14 protein-coding genes are annotated in these 16,987 nt (G+C 73.7%); 9 read left to right on the forward strand and 5 right to left on the reverse strand.

The genetic code is table 11. From position 1 onward, the window contains the following. Nucleotides 1-81: 81 nt before the first annotated feature. The 3 genes from ACWDRW_RS37180 to ACWDRW_RS37190 form a co-directional block, all read right to left on the reverse strand. On the reverse strand, nucleotides 82-801 hold the full coding sequence (locus ACWDRW_RS37180; protein WP_451731984.1) for a class I SAM-dependent methyltransferase: 720 nt from the start codon (nucleotides 799-801) through the stop codon (nucleotides 82-84). Nucleotides 802-1,143: 342 nt separating this feature from the next. After that, a complete protein-coding gene (locus ACWDRW_RS37185) occupies nucleotides 1,144-1,716 on the reverse strand; it encodes a DUF4383 domain-containing protein (RefSeq protein ID WP_451731987.1) in 573 nt (190 codons plus the stop codon). A 98-nt stretch (nucleotides 1,717-1,814) separates the two neighbouring features. Further along, on the reverse strand, nucleotides 1,815-2,312 hold the full coding sequence (locus tag ACWDRW_RS37190) for a MarR family winged helix-turn-helix transcriptional regulator (protein ID WP_451731990.1): 498 nt from the start codon (nucleotides 2,310-2,312) through the stop codon (nucleotides 1,815-1,817). A 75-nt stretch (nucleotides 2,313-2,387) separates the two neighbouring features. Between ACWDRW_RS37190 and ACWDRW_RS37195 the strand changes: the two genes are divergently transcribed. The 9 genes from ACWDRW_RS37195 (at nucleotide 2,388) to ACWDRW_RS37235 (ending at nucleotide 14,982) form a co-directional block, all read left to right on the forward strand. Next, on the forward strand, nucleotides 2,388-4,493 hold the full coding sequence (locus ACWDRW_RS37195; protein WP_451731993.1) for an MMPL family transporter: 2,106 nt from the start codon (nucleotides 2,388-2,390) through the stop codon (nucleotides 4,491-4,493). A gap of 75 nt (nucleotides 4,494-4,568) precedes the next feature. After that, nucleotides 4,569-5,468 (forward strand): SDR family oxidoreductase, encoded by a 900-nt coding sequence (locus ACWDRW_RS37200; protein ID WP_451731996.1) that lies wholly within the window; start codon nucleotides 4,569-4,571, stop codon nucleotides 5,466-5,468. Between the two features lie 306 nt (nucleotides 5,469-5,774). Next, nucleotides 5,775-7,346 carry an SDR family oxidoreductase gene (locus tag ACWDRW_RS37205; protein ID WP_451731998.1) on the forward strand — a complete coding sequence of 524 codons (1,572 nt, stop codon included), beginning with the start codon at nucleotides 5,775-5,777 and terminating at the stop codon, nucleotides 7,344-7,346. A gap of 32 nt (nucleotides 7,347-7,378) precedes the next feature. Further along, nucleotides 7,379-8,743 (forward strand): cryptochrome/photolyase family protein, encoded by a 1,365-nt coding sequence (locus ACWDRW_RS37210; protein WP_451732001.1) that lies wholly within the window; start codon nucleotides 7,379-7,381, stop codon nucleotides 8,741-8,743. A gap of 14 nt (nucleotides 8,744-8,757) precedes the next feature. Continuing rightward, complete coding sequence (locus ACWDRW_RS37215) at nucleotides 8,758-10,257, forward strand: cryptochrome/photolyase family protein (RefSeq protein WP_451732003.1); 1,500 nt, start codon at nucleotides 8,758-8,760, stop codon at nucleotides 10,255-10,257. Nucleotides 10,258-10,329: 72 nt separating this feature from the next. Then, entirely contained in the window at nucleotides 10,330-11,460 is a 1,131-nt protein-coding gene (locus tag ACWDRW_RS37220) for a polyprenyl synthetase family protein (RefSeq protein ID WP_451732073.1), read from the forward strand. Further along, nucleotides 11,457-12,992: a phytoene desaturase family protein gene (gene crtI / locus ACWDRW_RS37225; RefSeq protein WP_451732006.1), complete on the forward strand. Its 1,536-nt coding sequence runs from the start codon at nucleotides 11,457-11,459 to the stop codon at nucleotides 12,990-12,992. Before ACWDRW_RS37220 ends, crtI begins: the two co-directional genes overlap by 4 nt. Beyond that, a complete protein-coding gene (locus ACWDRW_RS37230) occupies nucleotides 12,989-13,975 on the forward strand; it encodes a phytoene/squalene synthase family protein (protein ID WP_451732009.1) in 987 nt (328 codons plus the stop codon). Before crtI ends, ACWDRW_RS37230 begins: the two co-directional genes overlap by 4 nt. After that, nucleotides 13,972-14,982: a DUF5914 domain-containing protein gene (locus ACWDRW_RS37235; RefSeq protein WP_451732012.1), complete on the forward strand. Its 1,011-nt coding sequence runs from the start codon at nucleotides 13,972-13,974 to the stop codon at nucleotides 14,980-14,982. Before ACWDRW_RS37230 ends, ACWDRW_RS37235 begins: the two co-directional genes overlap by 4 nt. Nucleotides 14,983-15,042: 60 nt before the next feature. Here the strand turns inward: ACWDRW_RS37235 and ACWDRW_RS37240 are convergent, their stop codons facing one another. Beyond that, the gene (locus ACWDRW_RS37240; RefSeq protein WP_451732015.1) at nucleotides 15,043-16,224 is read right to left on the reverse strand and encodes a lycopene cyclase family protein; all 1,182 of its coding nucleotides are present in this window, start codon (nucleotides 16,222-16,224) and stop codon (nucleotides 15,043-15,045) included. A gap of 8 nt (nucleotides 16,225-16,232) precedes the next feature. After that, a complete protein-coding gene (locus tag ACWDRW_RS37245; protein WP_451732018.1) occupies nucleotides 16,233-16,943 on the reverse strand; it encodes an SDR family NAD(P)-dependent oxidoreductase in 711 nt (236 codons plus the stop codon). Between the last annotated feature and the right edge of the window lie 44 nt (nucleotides 16,944-16,987).

A 16,987-nucleotide genomic window follows, 5' to 3' on the forward strand; every position in this document is an offset into this window, starting at 1 on the left:
GAGCGCCCGGGCGCGGGTGCAGGACGCGGGCGCGGCGGTCGCGGCCGTGGCGGTCGGCGAGCGCGCGCCGCGGGGAGCCGGTCATCGGCGCGTCTCCCCTCGCTGGGCCACGAAGGTATGGGTGATGCCCGTCTGCCAGCCCGGCAGCGGCAGCGCGCGGACCTGGTCGAAGCCCGCCGCGCGGATCCGGTCGGCGAACCGGTCGGCGGTGTCGAAGTCGACGACACTGCGCCACAGGTGCCGGTACAGCGCCCCGTCGCCCAGCACGGTCGCCGCGGGCTGGACGATGCCGCGGCACACCAGGGTCCACACCGCCCGGTCGGCGGGCCGGCCACTGAGGGTGTACTCGTGGACGCCCAGCCGGCCGCCCGGCCGCAGCACGTCTCGGACGGTGGCGAGGACGGCGTCGGGATCCGCGACGTTGCGGAAGAGATAGGCGGCGAAGACCGCGTCGAACGGACCCCGCACGCCGGCGTCCGCCAGGTGCTCGGCCGGTGCGTGGACCAGCCTGACGCCGTCCGCCCAGGGCTTGTCGGCGGCGCGGGCCAGCATGCCGGCGGAGGCGTCCACCGCCGTGATGTCGGCGGCGGGCAGGAGCGAGCGGAGCGCGGCCGTGGAGGCACCCGTCCCACAGCCCAGATCCAGCAGGCGCAGCCCTGCACCGTGGCCGGGCAGTCCGAGACGGCGCACCGAACGCCGCAGATGCGCGTGATAGCCGGGATTGACGGCCACGAGCGCGTCGTAGCTGCGGGATGCATGGTCGAAGGCGGCAGCGAGACGCTCGTCGCGCAGGAGGGTCATCAAGGCTCCGTGAGCTGAGGGAAAAGGGCGGATCGGCCGGGGGCACGCCGACGCTCGTACCGCGGGTGGGGCACAGCGCCGGCCCGGGAGCGGCTGAACAGGAGGCGAAGGGGGGCCGGACCGTCGCCTTCGCCGCTGTCGAAGGCTTACGGAGCCACGACGCCCTCGGGCTGGTCCGCCCAGGCGTCGGGCGGGGGCCCGCCCCGCCTCCTGTTGCCGTCTCGGCTCCTCCTTCCCTCATCTCCCGTGCACCTGCTTGTGCTTCCCCTGCCGGGGCCCGTTCGGATGCGCTCGCTGAGCCATTCGGCGGGCGGGGGCTCGGCAGGGGGCGTCATCCGTGCCTCACTCGGCCGTGAGCCGGGGTGCCGTCGTGCCGGTCGCCTGCGACGCGGGCAGGGCGGGGGCCGCCGCGGCAGGCAGGGCCGGGGCCGCCGACCTGCCCTGCCGGGCCGCCTTTTCGGGGTGCCTGCGCTGCCAGTAGGGGTTGTCCGGCGGGAGCTTGCTGGAAACCCGGCCGTACATGCCGAAAGTGGCGATCAGCAGGCCCATGACGAAGCTGAAGACCACGTTGGTCATGCCGAAGTCGAGCACGTTGGCGGGGCGGTCCAGGACGAAGAGGTGGACGAAGCCGCTCAGCACGAAGAGCGCGCCCACGGTCATGTTGAGCGTGGAGGCGAAGTTGCCGCCGATCACCGCTCCGGCGAGCAGCGCGAGACCCACGACCGCGGAGATGACGCTGAGGGCGACGTTGGTGGTCATCCCGGCGATGGTGTCGCCCGCCGTGTCGAAGGGCTTGAGGGCGTCGGCGAAGCCGAGAACCGAGAAGGTCAGCAGGATCAGGCCGCACAGGCCGGCACCGTAGCGGTAGACGGTCGCCAGGTGGTGGTCGACCGGAAGTTCGTCTCGTAGCTTCATGCCCCTGATTCGGCGGTTTCGGGCGGTTCGGATGCGATTGCCCTCGATACCGGCCCCGCCGACCGGCCCCTCAGTACGAACCCCCGGCGCAGGCGTCCCTACGCGTGGTCGTCGCGCAGGAGCACGAGCTCTCGGTTCATCTCGGTCAGGAACCGGACGACCACCGTCAGTTCCTCCTCGCTGAAGTGGCCTCGCGCCGAGTCGGTGCTGCGGGCCAAGGGCCGGAAGTAGTCCCGGGCGAGGCTTCGGGCCGCGGGCGCGTAGTGCAGGTGGACCACGCGGCGGTCGTCGACGGCCCGGACGCGCCGTACGTGGCCCGCGCGTTCCAGCCGGTCGACGCAGGCGGTCATCGCACCGGAGGTGAGGTTGAGCTGCCGGCGCAGTCGGCCGGGAGTCATGGGGCCCTCGTCGGGGTCCGCGTCGAGGATGGCGATGAGCGCCTGGACATCGGTCAGGTGCAGGCCCTGGGCCTGGGCGAACTCCTGGGCGATGCGGTTGAACTCGCCGTTCATCCGACGCAGGAGAACGGCGAAGGACTGCAACCCCGTCGGGTCGTCACGGAGAAGAGGCTGCGAAGGCATGCCAGGAGAGGTCATGACCCAAGTATAAATTCGCTCGATGATTGAGATACTTTACAGTTGACCTATTCCGCTCACCGCTTTGGGAAGCTCATGAGAATCGCACCGCGCCTGGCCCGGTGGCTGCTGCCCGTCGTCCTGTTGTTCGTCTGGCTGGGCGTCGGGGGCACGCTCGGGCCCTACGCCGGGAAGCTCGGCGAGGTGGCCACCAACGACCAGGCGGCGTTCCTGCCGCGGAGTGCCGAGTCCACCCAAGTGCTCGACGAACGCGAGGCGTTCGACCAGTCCGAGACCCTGCCCGCCATCGTGGTCTGGACGGCGGACGGGGAACGGATCAGCGCCGCCCAGCAGAGCGCCGCCACCCGGGCCGTGGCCCGACTCGCCGGACAGCCCGGCTTCGTGGGCCGGCCCTCCCCCGCCCTGCTCTCCGAGGACCGGCAGGCGATGCAGGCCGTCGTCCAACTGGCACCCGATCTGGGCGACGAACTCCCCACGGCCCTCGAAGCGATTCGGGACGCGGCGGGGGACGTGGACGGGGCCACGGCGCAGATCGCCGGACCGGCGGCGAGCCAGGCCGACCTGTCGGACGCGTTCGCGGGCATCGACGGCCTGCTCCTGGGCGTGGCCCTCGGCGCCGTGCTGCTCATCCTGCTGCTGGTCTACCGCAGCGTCCTGCTCCCGTTCCTGATCATCCTCGGTTCCGTCTTCGCCCTCGGGCTCGCATGCGCCGTCGTCTACGCGCTGGCCGAACGGGACATCGTCCGGGTCGACGGCCAGGTCCAGGGCATTCTGTCGATCCTGGTGATCGGCGCCGCCACCGACTACGCCCTGCTGCTCGCCGCGCGCTTCCGCGAGGAACTCGCCGCGAGCGGGGACCGCGCCGCGGCAGCGGTGGCCGCCGTACGCCGCTCCTTCGGGGCGATCACCGCCTCCGCCGCCACCGTGGCCCTCGGGCTGCTGGCCCTGCTCGCCAGTGACCTCACCAACAACCGGGCCCTCGGCCCGGTAGGCGCCATCGGCATCGTCTGCGCCGTGCTGTCCACCCTCACCTTCCTGCCCGCCGTGCTGGCCCTGCTGGGCCGTGCCGCCTACTGGCCGTCCCGGCCCAAGCAGGCCGGCACGGCGGGCAGCGGCCTGTGGCGACGGGTCGCCGCGACGGTGGACCGCAAACCGCGGCGGACCTGGGCGGTGACCGCGCTCGTCCTCGCGGGCTTCGCGGCGTTCTCACCCACCCTGTCCTCCCAGGGCGTGCCACTCGACGAGACCTTCGTCAACGACGCGCCCTCGATCGCCGCGCAGCGCACGCTCAGCGAGCACTTCCCCGGCGGCTCCGGCAATCCCGCCGTGATCATCGCCGACGCCGACCGCCTCACCCAGGTCGCCGCCGCCGCGCGCAGCACCGACGGAGTCGCCTCGGCCGACGCCGTCTCCGCCTCCGGGCGGCCCGGCTCCGGAGAGCCGCTCGTCGTCGACGGACGCGTCCGCATCGACGCCACCCTCACGTCCGCCGCGGACAGCGACGAGGCCAAGGCGACCATCGAGCAGCTGCGCGAGAACGTGCACGCCGTCCCGGGAGCCGACGCGCTGGTCGGCGGCTACACGGCACAGCAGTACGACACCCAGGAAACGGCGGCCCGGGACCTGACGGTCATCGTGCCGGTCGTGCTCGCCATCATCCTGCTGATCCTCATGGTGCTGCTGCGCTCCCTGCTCGTACCCGTGCTGCTGGTCGCGACCGTCGCTCTCAACTTCCTGGCCACGCTGGGGGTGTCCGCGCTCGTCTTCGAGCACCTGCTCGGGTTCAGCGGGACGGACGCCTCGGTGCCGCTGTACGGCTTCGTGTTCCTGGTGGCGCTCGGCGTGGACTACAACATCTTCCTCATGTCCCGGGTCCGGGAGGAGGCTCTGCTGCACGGCAACCGGCAGGGAGTCCTGCTCGGGCTGACCACCACCGGCGGAGTGATCACCTCGGCCGGTGTGGTGCTCGCCGCCACCTTCGCGGCCCTGATGGTGATCCCCCTGGCGTTCCTGGTCCAGATCGCCTTCATCGTCGCCTTCGGGGTCCTGCTGGACACCCTCGTGGTCCGGTCGCTGCTGGTGCCCGCGCTGGTCATCGACATCGGCCCCAGGGCGTGGTGGCCCAGCGTCCTGGCCCGCGGACGCATCGATGCCCCGGAACGGGAGACCCAGCCGGTCTGACCACCGCCGGAATGCCGACAGCCCGGTCCGCGCCTAGCGTGGGCCGGGCGAGTGCCCTCGCGGAGAGGAACTGCCATGCCGCTCACCCGGAGCCCGCTGCACACGCGTACCGCCGTCGTCACCGGAGCCGCACGCGGCCTCGGCGCGGGGCTGGCCAGAGACCTGTCCCGCAAAGGCGCGAGGGTGGCGCTCATCGGCCGTGAGGAACGCACCCTGGCCCAGGTCAGAGACTCCCTCCCGGGAGAGTCGGGGTGCTGGGAGGTCGATGTCACGGACGCCCGCGGCATGCGGCAGGCCGCCGAGGAGATCCGTGCGCGGTTCGGCCCCCCGTCGGTGGTGATCGCCAACGCGGGGGTGGCCGAGGGCGGCCCCTTCGAGGAGGCCGATCTCGCGGTCTGGCGCCGGGTCGTCGAGGTCAACCTCATCGGCAGCGCCGTCACCGCCCACACCTTCCTGCCGGACCTCGTGGCCACGCGCGGCTTCTTCCTCCAGGTCGCCTCGCTCGCGTCCATCGCCGCCGCACCCATGATGAGTTCCTACTGCGCTTCCAAGGCCGGGGTGGAGTCCTTCGCCCACGCGCTGCGGGCCGAGGTCGCCCACCGGCGGGTGGGCGTGGGCATCGCCTACATCAACTGGACGGACACGGACATGGTCCGCGACGCCGACGAGTACGCCGTACTGCGTGAACTGCGGGGCCACATGCCGCCGCCCGCACGCAAGGTCTACTCCGTCGACCACGTCGCCGGCCGGCTCGTCGCCGCCGTGGAACGGCGCCGACCGACCGTCTACGTGCCCGGCTGGCTGCGGGCCACGCAACTGGTGCGCGCGGCGATGCCATCGGTCGTCACGATGCTCTCGCGCCGCGAACTGCCCCGACTGGCCGCCGCGGAACCGTTCACGGCCACGGGACTGCTCGGCGCGGGCGGCCGGGCCGACCAGGCCGGTACCCCGTCCGCCGAACGGCAGGCGCGATAGCGGGGCACTCAGCACGGCGGGCCTCGGCGTCCGCCTGCCGGGCCGCCCACGACCCGACCGCTGCGTCCCCGCTCACCCGACCGACCCGCCGGCTCCGCACCACGACCCGCCCACACCCTCCGAACCCCGGCCCGCCGACTGCCCACCGCGCCGACGACACGGCGCCCGGCCGCGAACCGCCGCGATGACCCGGCTGGCCCGCATCCGGAGGCGCCGGTTCGAGCGAAGTGGTCGTATGAGCACCGAGGGCGTGGGTTATCGCGCCGTGGTGCACGGCTGCCGGGCGAGAGAGCGTGGAGGGCGGGTATGGGTACGGACCGGCACGGCGCGGCAGGGCCGCTGCGCTGTCTGGTGACCGGGGCGACCGGGTACATCGGCGGGCGCCTCGTGCCGGACCTGCTGGAGGCGGGGTACGAGGTGCGGTGTCTGGCCCGTTCGCCGGGCAAACTGCGTGATCATCCCTGGGCTGGGGACGCCGAGACGGTCCAAGGCGATGTCACCGACCCGGAGTCGGTCGCCGCCGCCATGCGCGGCGTGGATGTCGCGTACTACCTGGTGCACGCCCTCGGCGGGGGGCCCGGCTTCGAGGACACCGACCGCCGGGCGGCCCGGATCTTCGCCGAACAGGCGCACGCCGCCGGTGTGCGACGGATCGTCTACCTCGGCGGACTCACCCCGCGAGACGTCCCCGAGCAGTCCCTCTCGCCGCATCTGCGCTCCCGGGCCGAAGTGGGACGCATCTTCCTGGACGCGCCGGTCCCGGCCGCCGTCCTGCGCGCCGCGGTCGTCATCGGCTCCGGCTCGGCCTCCTTCGAGATGCTGCGCTACCTCACCGAACGCCTGCCCGTCATGGTCACCCCCAGCTGGGTCCACACCCGCACCCAGCCCATCGGAGTGCGCGACGTACTGCGCTACCTCGTCGGCTGCGCCACCCTGCCCGACGACGTCGACCGGGCCTTCGACATCGGCGGACCCGACGTCCTCACCTACCGGGACATGATGTGCCGCTACGCCGCCGTCGCCGGACTGCCCCGGCGGCTCATCGTGCCGGTCCCCGTCCTGACACCACGGCTGTCCAGCCACTGGGTCGGCCTGGTCACCCCGGTGCCCGCCTCCCTCGCCCGGCCGCTGACCGAGTCGCTACGGCACGAAGTCGTCTGCCAGGAACACGACATCGCCCGCTACCTGCCCGACCTGCCGGGCCGCCCCCAGCCCTTCGACGAGGCACTGTCCCTGGCGCTGCGGCGGGTCCGGGAGGCACAGGTCGCCACCCGCTGGTCCTCCGCCGCCGTCCCGGGAGCACCCAGCGACCCGCTGCCCACCGACCCGGACTGGGCCGGCGGCAGCCTCTACGAGGACGACCGGTCGCTGCCGGTCGACGCGCCCCGGCAAGCCCTGTGGAAGGTGATCGAGGGCATCGGCGGTGACAACGGCTGGTACTCCTTCCCGCTGGCCTGGGCCGTCCGGGGCTGGCTCGACCGGTTCGTCGGCGGTGTCGGCCTGCGCCGCGGGCGGCGCGACGCCGAACGCCTGCGGGTCGGCGACTCACTGGACTTCTGGCGGGTCGAGGAGATCGAGCCCGGACGACTGCTGCGGCTGCGGGCGGAGATGCGGCTGCCCGGACTGGCCTGGCTGGAGATGTACTCCGAGACCGACGCCGAGGGCCGCACCCGCTACCGGCAGCGCGCGCTGTTCCATCCCCGCGGTCTGCTGGGCCACGCCTACTGGTGGTCCGTCTCCCCCTTCCACGCTCTCGTCTTCGGCGGCATGGCCCGCAACATCACCCAGGCCGCCGCCAAGGGCATGAGCGCGCGCCGAAATCCGTACGGCGCCTCCCGCATCCGACGACCGCGCCGCGGCAGAAGTGTGCGGCAGTAGACGGCTCCCGCATCGCACCATCTGGAGTTTCCATGACCGTCGCGGTCGTCCTGTACACGTCCGACCTGCGCGTGCACGACCATCCGCCGCTGCGCGCCGCCGTCGAGGCGGCGGACGAGGTCGTACCGCTGTTCGTCCGCGACCCCGGCGTCCACGCGACCGGGTTCGACGCGCCGAACCGCTGCGCCTTCCTCGCCGACTGCCTGACCGACCTCGACGCCTCGCTGCGCCGACGCGGCGGACGGCTCGTCGTGCGTTCCGGACCGGTCGTCCGCCAGGTCCGAGCAGTCGCCTCCGAATGCGGGGCGACGGAAGTCCACATGGCCGCCGGCATCACCGGGTACGCCCAGCGCCGGGAGGAACAGCTGCGCGAGGGCCTGCGCCGGCAGGGAGTGGACCTGCACATCCACGACACCGTGATCACCGCCGTCGCCCCCGGCGCGGTGACGCCCACCGGCGCCGACCACTACGCCGTCTTCACCCCCTACTTCCGGCGGTGGTCGCAAGAGCGCCTGCGCGACATCTGCCCCGCCCCCCGGACCGTCCGCGTTCCCGACGGCGTGAGCGGCGAGCCGCTGCCTCCCCAGGACAAGACCGGCCTGTCACCGGGGCTTCCCGCCGGAGGCGAGGGACCGGGGCGCGACAGGCTCTCCCGGTGGCTCCGCAGCGACCTGGCCGCGTACGAGGAACGGCACGACGACCTGCCGGGCGACGCCACCTCGCGGCTGTCGCCCTACCTCCACTTCGGTGCCCTCTCGCCGGTGGAGCTCGTCCACCGCGGCCGTACGCGCGGCGGACCGGGCGCGGAGGCCTTCGTACGGCAGCTGTGCTGGCGGGACTTCCACCACCAGGTCCTGGCGGCCCGGCCCGACGCCTCCGTCCGGGACTACCGCGGCCGCGACGACGAGTGGCGCTCCGAGAAGGACGCGGCCGAGGACATCGCCGCGTGGCGGGACGGCCGTACCGGCTATCCGGTCGTCGACGCCGCCATGCGCCAACTGCGCCACGAGGGCTGGATGCACAACCGGGCCCGGCTGCTCGCGGCGAGCTTCCTCACCAAGACGCTGTACGTCGACTGGCGGGTCGGCGCCCGGCACTTCCTGGATCTGCTCGTGGACGGCGACATCGTCAACAACCAGCTCAACTGGCAGTGGGTCGCCGGAACCGGCACCGACACCCGGCCCCACCGCGTCCTCAACCCGGTCGTCCAGGGCAAGCGGTTCGACCCGCGAGGAGAGTACGTCCGGCGCTGGGTGCCGGAGCTGCGGCACATCGAGGGCGGACGCGTGCACGAACCGTGGCGGCTGACCGAGGACGAGCGGGGCGACTATCCCGAGCCCCTGATCGACCTCGGGGACGGTCTGGCGCGGTTCAAGCAGGCGCGCGGCCGGACCTGACGGAAGGAACGCCCGTGCACTGGCTCTTCGGCGACCAGCTGGGACCTCACTTCCTGCGTCCCGGCGACGGCGGCGGCCCCGGCCGTGACACTCCCCTGCTGATGATCGAGGCCCGGTCGGTGTTCCGGCGCCGGCGCTTCCACCGGGCCAAGGCGCACCTGGTGCTGTCCGCCATGCGCCACCGGGCGGCCGAACTCGGCGACCGGGTCACCTACGTCCGTGCCGACACCTACCGGGAGGGTCTGTCCCGGGCGGCGGGCCGCGACCCGGTGACCGTCCATCACCCCACCTCGTACGCCGCCCTGCGACTGGTGCGCTCCCTGCCCCGGGTCACCGTCGGTCCCGCGCGCGGATTCCTGGTGCCCACGGCCGACTTCACCGCCTGGGCGGACGGCAGGGGCGGACAGCGGCTGCGTCAGGAGGACTTCTACCGCTGGGTCCGCCGCGGCCACGAGCTGCTCATGGACGGCGAACAGCCCGCCGGTGGCCGCTGGAACCTCGACCACGACAACCGGCAGCCTCCGCCGCGCGACGCCGGCGTCCTCCCGGTCGGCCGCCCCTACCGGCCACGGGAGGACGAGATCGACGCGGAGGTCCGCCGCGACCTCGACCAGTGGGAGAAGGACGGCGACGTGAGCTTCGTCGGGCGCGACGGACCCCGTCTGTTCCCCGCCACCCGTACCGAGGCCAAGGCGGCGCTGCGGCGCTTCGTCGAGCACCGGCTGACCACGTTCGGTCCCTACGAGGACGCCATGCTCGCCGCCGATCCCGTCATGAGCCACAGCCTGCTGTCCTCCTCGCTCAACCTGGGGCTGCTCGATCCCGCCGAGTGCGTCGAGCAGGCGGAGGCCGCGTGGCGGGCCGGGCGGGCGCCGCTGAACAGCGTGGAGGGCTTCGTCCGGCAGATCGCCGGCTGGCGCGAGTACGTGTGGCAGCTCTACTGGTACTTCGGCGAGGACTACCGGCACAGCAACGCGCTGCGGCACCACGCGCCGCTGCCGGACTGGTGGAGCGAGCTGGACGCGGACGCCGTCCAGGCCCGCTGCCTGCGCACCGTCCTGGCACAGGTACGGGACACCGGCTGGACCCACCACATCCCCCGCCTGCTCGTCCTCGGCAGCCACGCCCTCCAACGGGGCTGGGACCCGGCCGCGGTCACCGACTGGTTCCACCGGTGCTTCGTGGACGGCTACGACTGGGTGATGGTGCCCAACGTCGTCGGCATGTCCCAGTACGCCGACGGCGGGCGCATGACCACCAAGCCGTACACCTCCGGCGGTGCCTACCTGAACCGGATGAGTGACCTGTGCGGTCCCTGCGTCTACCGTCCCGGCGACCGCACCGGCGAGCACGCCTGCCCGTACACCGCGGGGTACTGGACGTTCGTCGACCGGCATCGCGACCGGCTCGCCCACCAGCACCGCACCGCCCAGGCCGTGCGGCAGCTCGACCGGCTCGGTGATCTAACGGACGTCCTGGAGCAGGAGCGCGTGCGGCAGGACGCACCTCCGTGACGGTGCATCCACTCCGGGCCACCCGGCAGAAGCCGTGGTGTGCAAATGACAAAGGGTGAAAAGGGGCTGTGCATGCTGGGACTGCGGCCGGCGGCGACCGAGGCGGCACAGGTCGTCGACGCCGGGCTCACCGCTCGCGAGGCGACCGAGGCTGTCGGGGCGGTGCTAAAGGACTGGCTCGCCGCGGCCCGCGAGCGCTCGCGCGGCACCGACCCGCTGTTCGCCCATGATGTGGCCGCACGCGTCGGGGACTTCGTGCTGCGCGGCGGAAAACGGCTGCGCACGGCGTTCGCCTGGTGCGGCTGGCGCGCCGCGGGCGGCTCGGGGGATCCCACGGCCGTGCTGCGCACCGGCGCCGCCCTCGAACTGCTGCAGGCGTGCGCGCTCATACACGACGACGTGATGGACCAGTCGGTGCTGCGCCGCGGAGCACCCGCCGTGCACGTCGACTTCGCCCGCGCGCACTGGGCCGCGGGCATGTCCGGGCGCTCCGAGTCGTTCGGCACGTCCGCCGCCGTACTCGCCGGAGATCTGGCGCTGGCCTGGGCGGACGACCTGCTGACGGAGACGGCGCTCGCGTCGCCGCACGGTGCCGCACTGCACCGGCAATGGCAGGCCATGCGCGGCGAGATGGTGGCCGGACAGTACCGCGACCTCCACGCGCAGGCGGCCGGCTCGTCGCGAGCCGACGAGGCCCTGGCCGTGGCCACCCTCAAGAGCGCCCTGTACACCGTCGCCCGTCCACTGGCCCTGGGCGCCACGCTGACCGGGGCCGACGCCCGCACGCTGGACGCGTTGCACGCCGCCGGCCGGTGCGCGGGACTGGCCTTCCAGCTCCGGGACGACCTGCTCGGCGCCTTCGGCGACCCGGCGCGCACCGGCAAGCCGGCCGAGGACGACCTGCGTTCCCGCAAGCTGACCTACCTCCTCGCCGTCGGCGTGGAGCTGGCCGAGGTCCGCGGGGACCGGCTCGCCGCCGCCCAGCTCCGGGCGGGCACCGGCACCTCGGCGGAGCGGATGCGGGCGGCGCTCGAACGCGTGGGCGCCCGGGAGACCGTGGAGGCGAAGATCGCGGAGCTGGCCGGCACGAGCCTGCGGCACTTCGAGGCGACCGGCGCCGAACCCGCCGTGCGGCGGGAGTTCGCCGCCCTCGTGCAGCGGGCCACGGGCTCACTCGCGGCTCTCGGCGGGGAGGGCGCATGAGGACGGTGGCGGGACCGACCGACCATGTCGTCGTCGTGGGTGCCGGGCTGTCCGGCCTCGCCTGCGCCCTGCACCTGCTGGGAGCGGGCCGCCGGGTCACCGTCGTCGAACGCGACGCCGGACCGGGCGGGCGGGCGGGCCGGGTGCGCCTGGGCGGCTACGAGGTGGACACCGGACCGACCGTGCTGACCATGCCGCACCTGGCCGACGAGGCGTTCGCCGCGGTCGGCGACAGCCTCGCCCGCAGGGTCGAGCTGGTGCCCCTGCACCCCGCCTACCGGGCGGACTTCGCGGACGGCACCTCACTCGACGTGCACACCGACGGCGGGGCCATGGAGGAGGAGGTCCGCCGGTTCGCCGGGCCCGCGGAGGCGGCGGGCTACCGCAGGCTGCGGGACTGGCTGACCCGGCTGTACGCCGCGCAGATGCGGCGCTTCATCGACGCCAACTTCGACTCGCCCGTCCAGCTGCTCCACCCCGATCTGGCCCGGCTGGCCGCGCTGGGCGGCTTCGGGCGGCTGGACCGGCAGATCGGCCGCTTCCTCACCGACTCCCGCCTGCGCCGGGTCTTCTCCTTCCAGGCCCTGTACGCGGGAGTCGCCCCAGCCAGGGCGCTGGCGGCCTACGCGGTGATCGCCTACATGGACACGGTCGCCGGGGTCTGGTTCCCCAAGGGCGGTATGCACGCCGTCCCCCGCGCCATGGCGGACGCGGCCGCGGACGCCGGAGCGGAGCTGCGGTGGTCGGCGGAGGTCGACTCGCTGGAACGCTCCGCGGGCCGGGTACGCGCCGTTCGCCTCACCTCCGGGGAGCGCATCCCCTGCGACGCGGTGGTGCTGAGCTGCGAACTCCCCACCGCGTACGGCCTGCTGGGAGGCGCCCCCCGCCGACCGGTACCGCTCAGCCACTCCCCCTCGGCGGTGATCCTGCACGCCGGCGGCGACCGCACCTGGCCCCGGCTCGCCCACCACACCCTCTCCTTCGGTACGGCCTGGGAGCGCACCTTCGAGGAACTGACCCGCTCGGGAACGCTGATGAGCGACCCGTCCCTGCTCATCACCCGCCCGACGACCCACGACGCCTCCCTGGCACCACCCGGCCGCCATCTGCACTACGTGCTCGCCCCCTGCCCCAACACCACCGTCGGACCCGCGGCCGCCGCCTGGCGTGACCTCGGCCCGCGTTACCGGGACAGCCTGCTCGCCGAACTGGAGCGCCGCGGGCTCGACGGGTTCGCCGCGAGCGTCGAGGAGGAGCTGCTGGTGACACCGCTGGACTGGACGGCCTACGGCCATGCCGCGGGCAGCCCGTTCTCGGTCTCCCACCGGTTTGCCCAGACCGGCCCGTTCCGGCCCCGCAACGTGGTCCGCGGCTGGGACAACGTGGTGCTGGCCGGGTGCGGAACCACCCCCGGCGTCGGTGTCCCGACCGTGCTCGTCAGCGGCAAGCTCGCCGCCGCGCGGATCACCGGCGGCAGCGTCCGCGGCACCGGTCGCCCGGCGCTTCGTCCCACCTTCGGCAGGCAGCGATGACCGCCCGTGAACTGGATGCCGCGGGCATCACCGACCCCGCCCTGCGCACCGCTTACGCGCACTGCCGGCAGCTCAACGCCCGCCACGGCAAGAGCTACTTCCTCGCCACCCGGCTGCTGCCACTGGAACGCCGCTCGGCGGTGCACGCCCTGTACGGGTTCGCCCGCTGGGCGGACGATGTCGTGGACGACCTCGACCTGGTCTGGACGCCCGACGAGCGCGACCGGCTCCTCAAGTGCCTCGACGACGACCTGGCCACGGCCCTGCGTTCCGGCACCGCCGAGGAACCGGTGGTGCGAGCCGTGGCCGACACCGCCGACCGGTACGGCATCGACCACACGCTGTTCGCCGATTTCCTCACGTCGATGCGCACCGATCTGACGGTCACGGACTACGCCACCTATGCCGACCTGCGGTCCTACATGCACGGTTCGGCCGCGGTGATCGGACTCCAGATGCTCCCGGTGCTGGGGACGGTCGTACCCCGGGCCGAGGCGGCACCGCACGCGGCGGCCCTCGGCGAGGCCTTCCAGCTCACCAACTTCCTCCGGGACGTGGGCGAGGACCTGGACCGGGGCCGCGTCTACCTTCCGGCGGACCTGCTGGCCGCGCACGGTGTGGACCGGCCGCTGCTGGAGTGGAGCCGCCGCACGGGGCGCCGCGACCCGCGCATCCGCGCCGCCCTCGTCGCCGCAGAGGCCCTGACCAGGGACGTGTACCGCGCGGCCGAACCCGGCATCGCGATGCTCGACCCGCGGGTCCGTCCCTGCATCCGCACCGCTTTCATCCTCTACGGCGGCATCCTCGACGCCATCGCCGAGCAGGAGTACTCGGTGCTCCAGCGCCGTGCGGTGGTCTCGCGCAGGCGCCGCGCGGCCATCGCCGCGGCCGGTGCCGTCCAGGTGCTCGGAGCCCGCCGACGCACCCGCCGTTCCCGTACGGCCCACGAGGCGGCACTCCTGGAGAAGGGAAGCAGGAAGTGACCAAGGACAGCAACGGCGGCCGGTGGACATCGCCGCTGCGGCGACGGCACGGCGCCCTCGACTGGGCGGCGCAGGGAGCGACCTGGCGGGACGCCCGTCCCGCGCTGATCGCCGACGCCCTCAAGCGGGCGTCGGCCCGTCCGTCCGGCAACTGGTTCGTCGTCGGCGCCTCACGGGACGTGCGCGTGGGCGGGCGCCCGTACGGCAGGACGGTGAGCGGCGTGGAAGTGGTGCTGTGGCGCTCGGAGACGGGAGAACTGCGGGCGGGGCCGGGCGCCTGCCCGCACCTCGGCGCTCCCCTGCGCGACAGCCGGGTGGTGTGCGGGACGCTGGTGTGCCACTGGCACGGACTGGCCCTCGACGGCTCCCCGTACGCCGGCTGGAGCCCGTATCCCGTCCATGACGACGGGGTGTTGGTGTGGGTACGGCTGGACTCGGCGGGCGGTGAGGAGCCGTCGGAGCGTCCTGTGGTTCCGGCCCGCCCGGCGCCCGGCCGAGGGCTGGACTCGGTGTTCACGGCGGTGGGCCGGTGCGAGCCGCAGGACGTCGTCGCCAACCGGCTCGACCCGTGGCACGGCTCCTGGTTCCACCCGTACTCGTTCGTCGACCTGAAAGTGGTACGGGAGCCGGAGGGAGCCGAGGACGACGCGTTCGTCGTCGATGTCTCCTTCCGCGTGACCGGCCGGCTGGTGGTGCCGGTACGGGCGGAGTTCACCGCGCCGGAGCCACGCACGGTGGTCATGCGCATCACCGAGGGCGAGGGCGCCACGTCCGTGGTGGAGACGCATGCCACCCCCCTGACCGGGGAGGGCGACGAACGGCCGCGGACAGCCGTGATCGAGGCGGTCGTCGCCGCCTCGGACCGGCGGGGGTTCGTGCTGGCCCGGGCCGCCGCTCCCCTGCTGCGGCCGGTGCTGCGCGGGACGGCGGGCCGCCTGTGGCGCGATGACCTGGCGTACGCCGAACGACGCTGGGACCTGCGCAGCACCGGGCGGTTCCCGGGGTGAGCCGCCGGCCCCCGCCCTCACGCCGAGCGGCGGGGGCCTCACGGCGAGCGCCGGGGCCCCTCACGACAAGCGGCGGGGCAGGAAGGGGACTTCGAGGGCGGTGCGGAGCATGGGGGCGACGGGGACGCGCAGTCCGACGCCGAGGTCCTCCCGCAGTGTGGTGGCACCGTCCAGGAAGCGCAGCAGGCGTTCGCCGGGTACCCGGCTGAACAGCCTGGTGAAGAAGGCCGGTCCGTCGATCCGGCCGGTGTCCAGCGCGCGCAGGAACACCGCGTCCATGGCCAGTGAACGCCAGGAGTGCGGTGCGGGCGCGACGGCCCGCCCCTCACGCAGGGCGGCGGCGATGGCACGGCTCTGGCGCTGGACGGCGGCGAAGGTGTAGCCGGTCGAGGGGCGGGTGGCGCCGCCCGCCGTGCCGATACGGAAGACGGACGCACCGATCCGGCGGGGGAACCGGGCGTCGGTCATGGGGATGACCCCCTGTTCCGCGCCCTCCACGCCGAACGCGCCGAGCCCCAGGACCTCCCGGCAGTATCGACCGAGCGCCGCCTCGTACGCCTCGGTCGTCAGCGCGGCACGGGAGAACTCGGTGTACTCAACCAGCGCCCGGTCCCGGGCCAGGGGGAGCACGTAGCCGAAGGCCAGCCCGTGGCGCGGTTGGGGGACCCGGAAGTCCATCAGGTCGGCCACCGCGGGATCGAAGCGCTCCGTGTCGGTCCGTACGAACCAGCCCCGGAAGTGCTGGAGCAGCACGGTGCGGGCCGGAGGCAGGGCGCGCGGCGGGCGGGAGTCGAACACGTGGCGGGCCCGCAGGGTCAGTGGCCGGCCGTCGGGCGCCGTGCAGCGCACTTCGGCGCCGTCGGTCACGTTGCGGACGGCGTCGGCCGTCGCGCGCAGCACGCGAGCGCCCGGCGTGCGCGCCAGCCGGGCGTGCACCAGTTCCTCGAACCGCGTGGACCGCAGCATCCGGTAGCGCAGCGGCGCCGGGTCGAGGGTGATGGCGGTACCGTCGGCGCCGTGCACCCGAAGCCGGGACCAGGAGGCGGTGACCGCCTCGTCGAAGTCGCCGGGCTCCTCGTCCCAGTAGCACCAGGTGCGTTCGGGGGGCCTCACCGGTCCGTCCGGGGGCTCGACCACGGTGACGCGCGCGCCGCCCTCGCTCACCAGCCGGTGCGCGAGGCTCAGTCCGGCCGCCCCGCCTCCCACGATGACCACGTCGGACGCGTCCGCCGCTGCTCCCACGCCGCCGCTCACCTGGCCTGCCGTCCGACCACAGGGACGCCGTCCGGTGCCGTGCGCACGAGTTCGGCGTCCGACCCGAGCGCGTCCACCACGGCCTCGACGACCCTGCCGGGGTCCGCTCCCGGCGGCATCGGCGGGGCCGTCCCGGCCACCGCCCGGTCGGCGAAGCCGGTGTCCAGATGGCCCGGCCGAATGTCGAGCACCCGGATCCCCGCGCCGCGCGCCTCACGGCGCACCGCATCGAGCCACGCGCTCAGGGCGGCCTTCGAGGCGCTGTAGTCGGCCATCGCGGGCTGCGGCCGGTCGACCACCACCCCGGTGAAGGCGGCGATCGCCGAGCCGGGAGCCAGCACACCGAGTGCGGACCGGAAGAACGCGGCGGGCGCCAGGAAGTTGACCGCCATCAGATGCTCCGCGACCTCGTCACCGACCTGTCCCGCCCGGCCGAAGGCGACACAGCCGAAGGCCGTGACGACGGCGTCCAGGCCTCCCAGTTCGGCGGCGGAGCGGTGCACCGCACGCGCGCAGGAGCCGGGGTCGTACGCGTCGAAGACCACGGTGGGTACTCCCGGACGGGTCCGGGCGAGGTGGGCCAGGCGGTGCGGGTCACGTCCGGCGGCCACCACGTGTGCTCCTCGACGGCTCAGCTCGGCGGTGAGGGCGCCGCCCAGAACGCCGGTGGCCCCGGCCACCAGGACACGTGCGCCATTGATGTCCACGACTCGCTCCGCATCTCGGGTGCCAGGTCCTGGCGGGCCGTGTG

It is taken from the genome of Streptomyces sp. NPDC003635, from assembly GCF_053587635.1.

Bases quoted from the DNA above. Each gene is read 5' to 3' on its own strand.
- ACWDRW_RS37230 (WP_451732009.1), top strand. From the start codon at position 12,989: ATGACCGCCCGTGAACTGGATGCCGCGGGCATCACCGACCCCGCCCTG.
- crtI (WP_451732006.1), top strand. From the start codon at position 11,457: ATGAGGACGGTGGCGGGACCGACCGACCATGTCGTCGTCGTGGGTGCC.
- ACWDRW_RS37185 (WP_451731987.1), bottom strand. From the start codon at position 1,716: ATGAAGCTACGAGACGAACTTCCGGTCGACCACCACCTGGCGACCGTC.
- ACWDRW_RS37205 (WP_451731998.1), top strand. From the start codon at position 5,775: ATGGGTACGGACCGGCACGGCGCGGCAGGGCCGCTGCGCTGTCTGGTG.
- ACWDRW_RS37195 (WP_451731993.1), top strand. From the start codon at position 2,388: ATGAGAATCGCACCGCGCCTGGCCCGGTGGCTGCTGCCCGTCGTCCTG.
- ACWDRW_RS37220 (WP_451732073.1), top strand. From the start codon at position 10,330: ATGCTGGGACTGCGGCCGGCGGCGACCGAGGCGGCACAGGTCGTCGAC.
- ACWDRW_RS37200 (WP_451731996.1), top strand. From the start codon at position 4,569: ATGCCGCTCACCCGGAGCCCGCTGCACACGCGTACCGCCGTCGTCACC.
- ACWDRW_RS37190 (WP_451731990.1), bottom strand. From the start codon at position 2,312: ATGACCTCTCCTGGCATGCCTTCGCAGCCTCTTCTCCGTGACGACCCG.
- ACWDRW_RS37180 (WP_451731984.1), bottom strand. From the start codon at position 801: ATGACCCTCCTGCGCGACGAGCGTCTCGCTGCCGCCTTCGACCATGCA.
- ACWDRW_RS37210 (WP_451732001.1), top strand. From the start codon at position 7,379: ATGACCGTCGCGGTCGTCCTGTACACGTCCGACCTGCGCGTGCACGAC.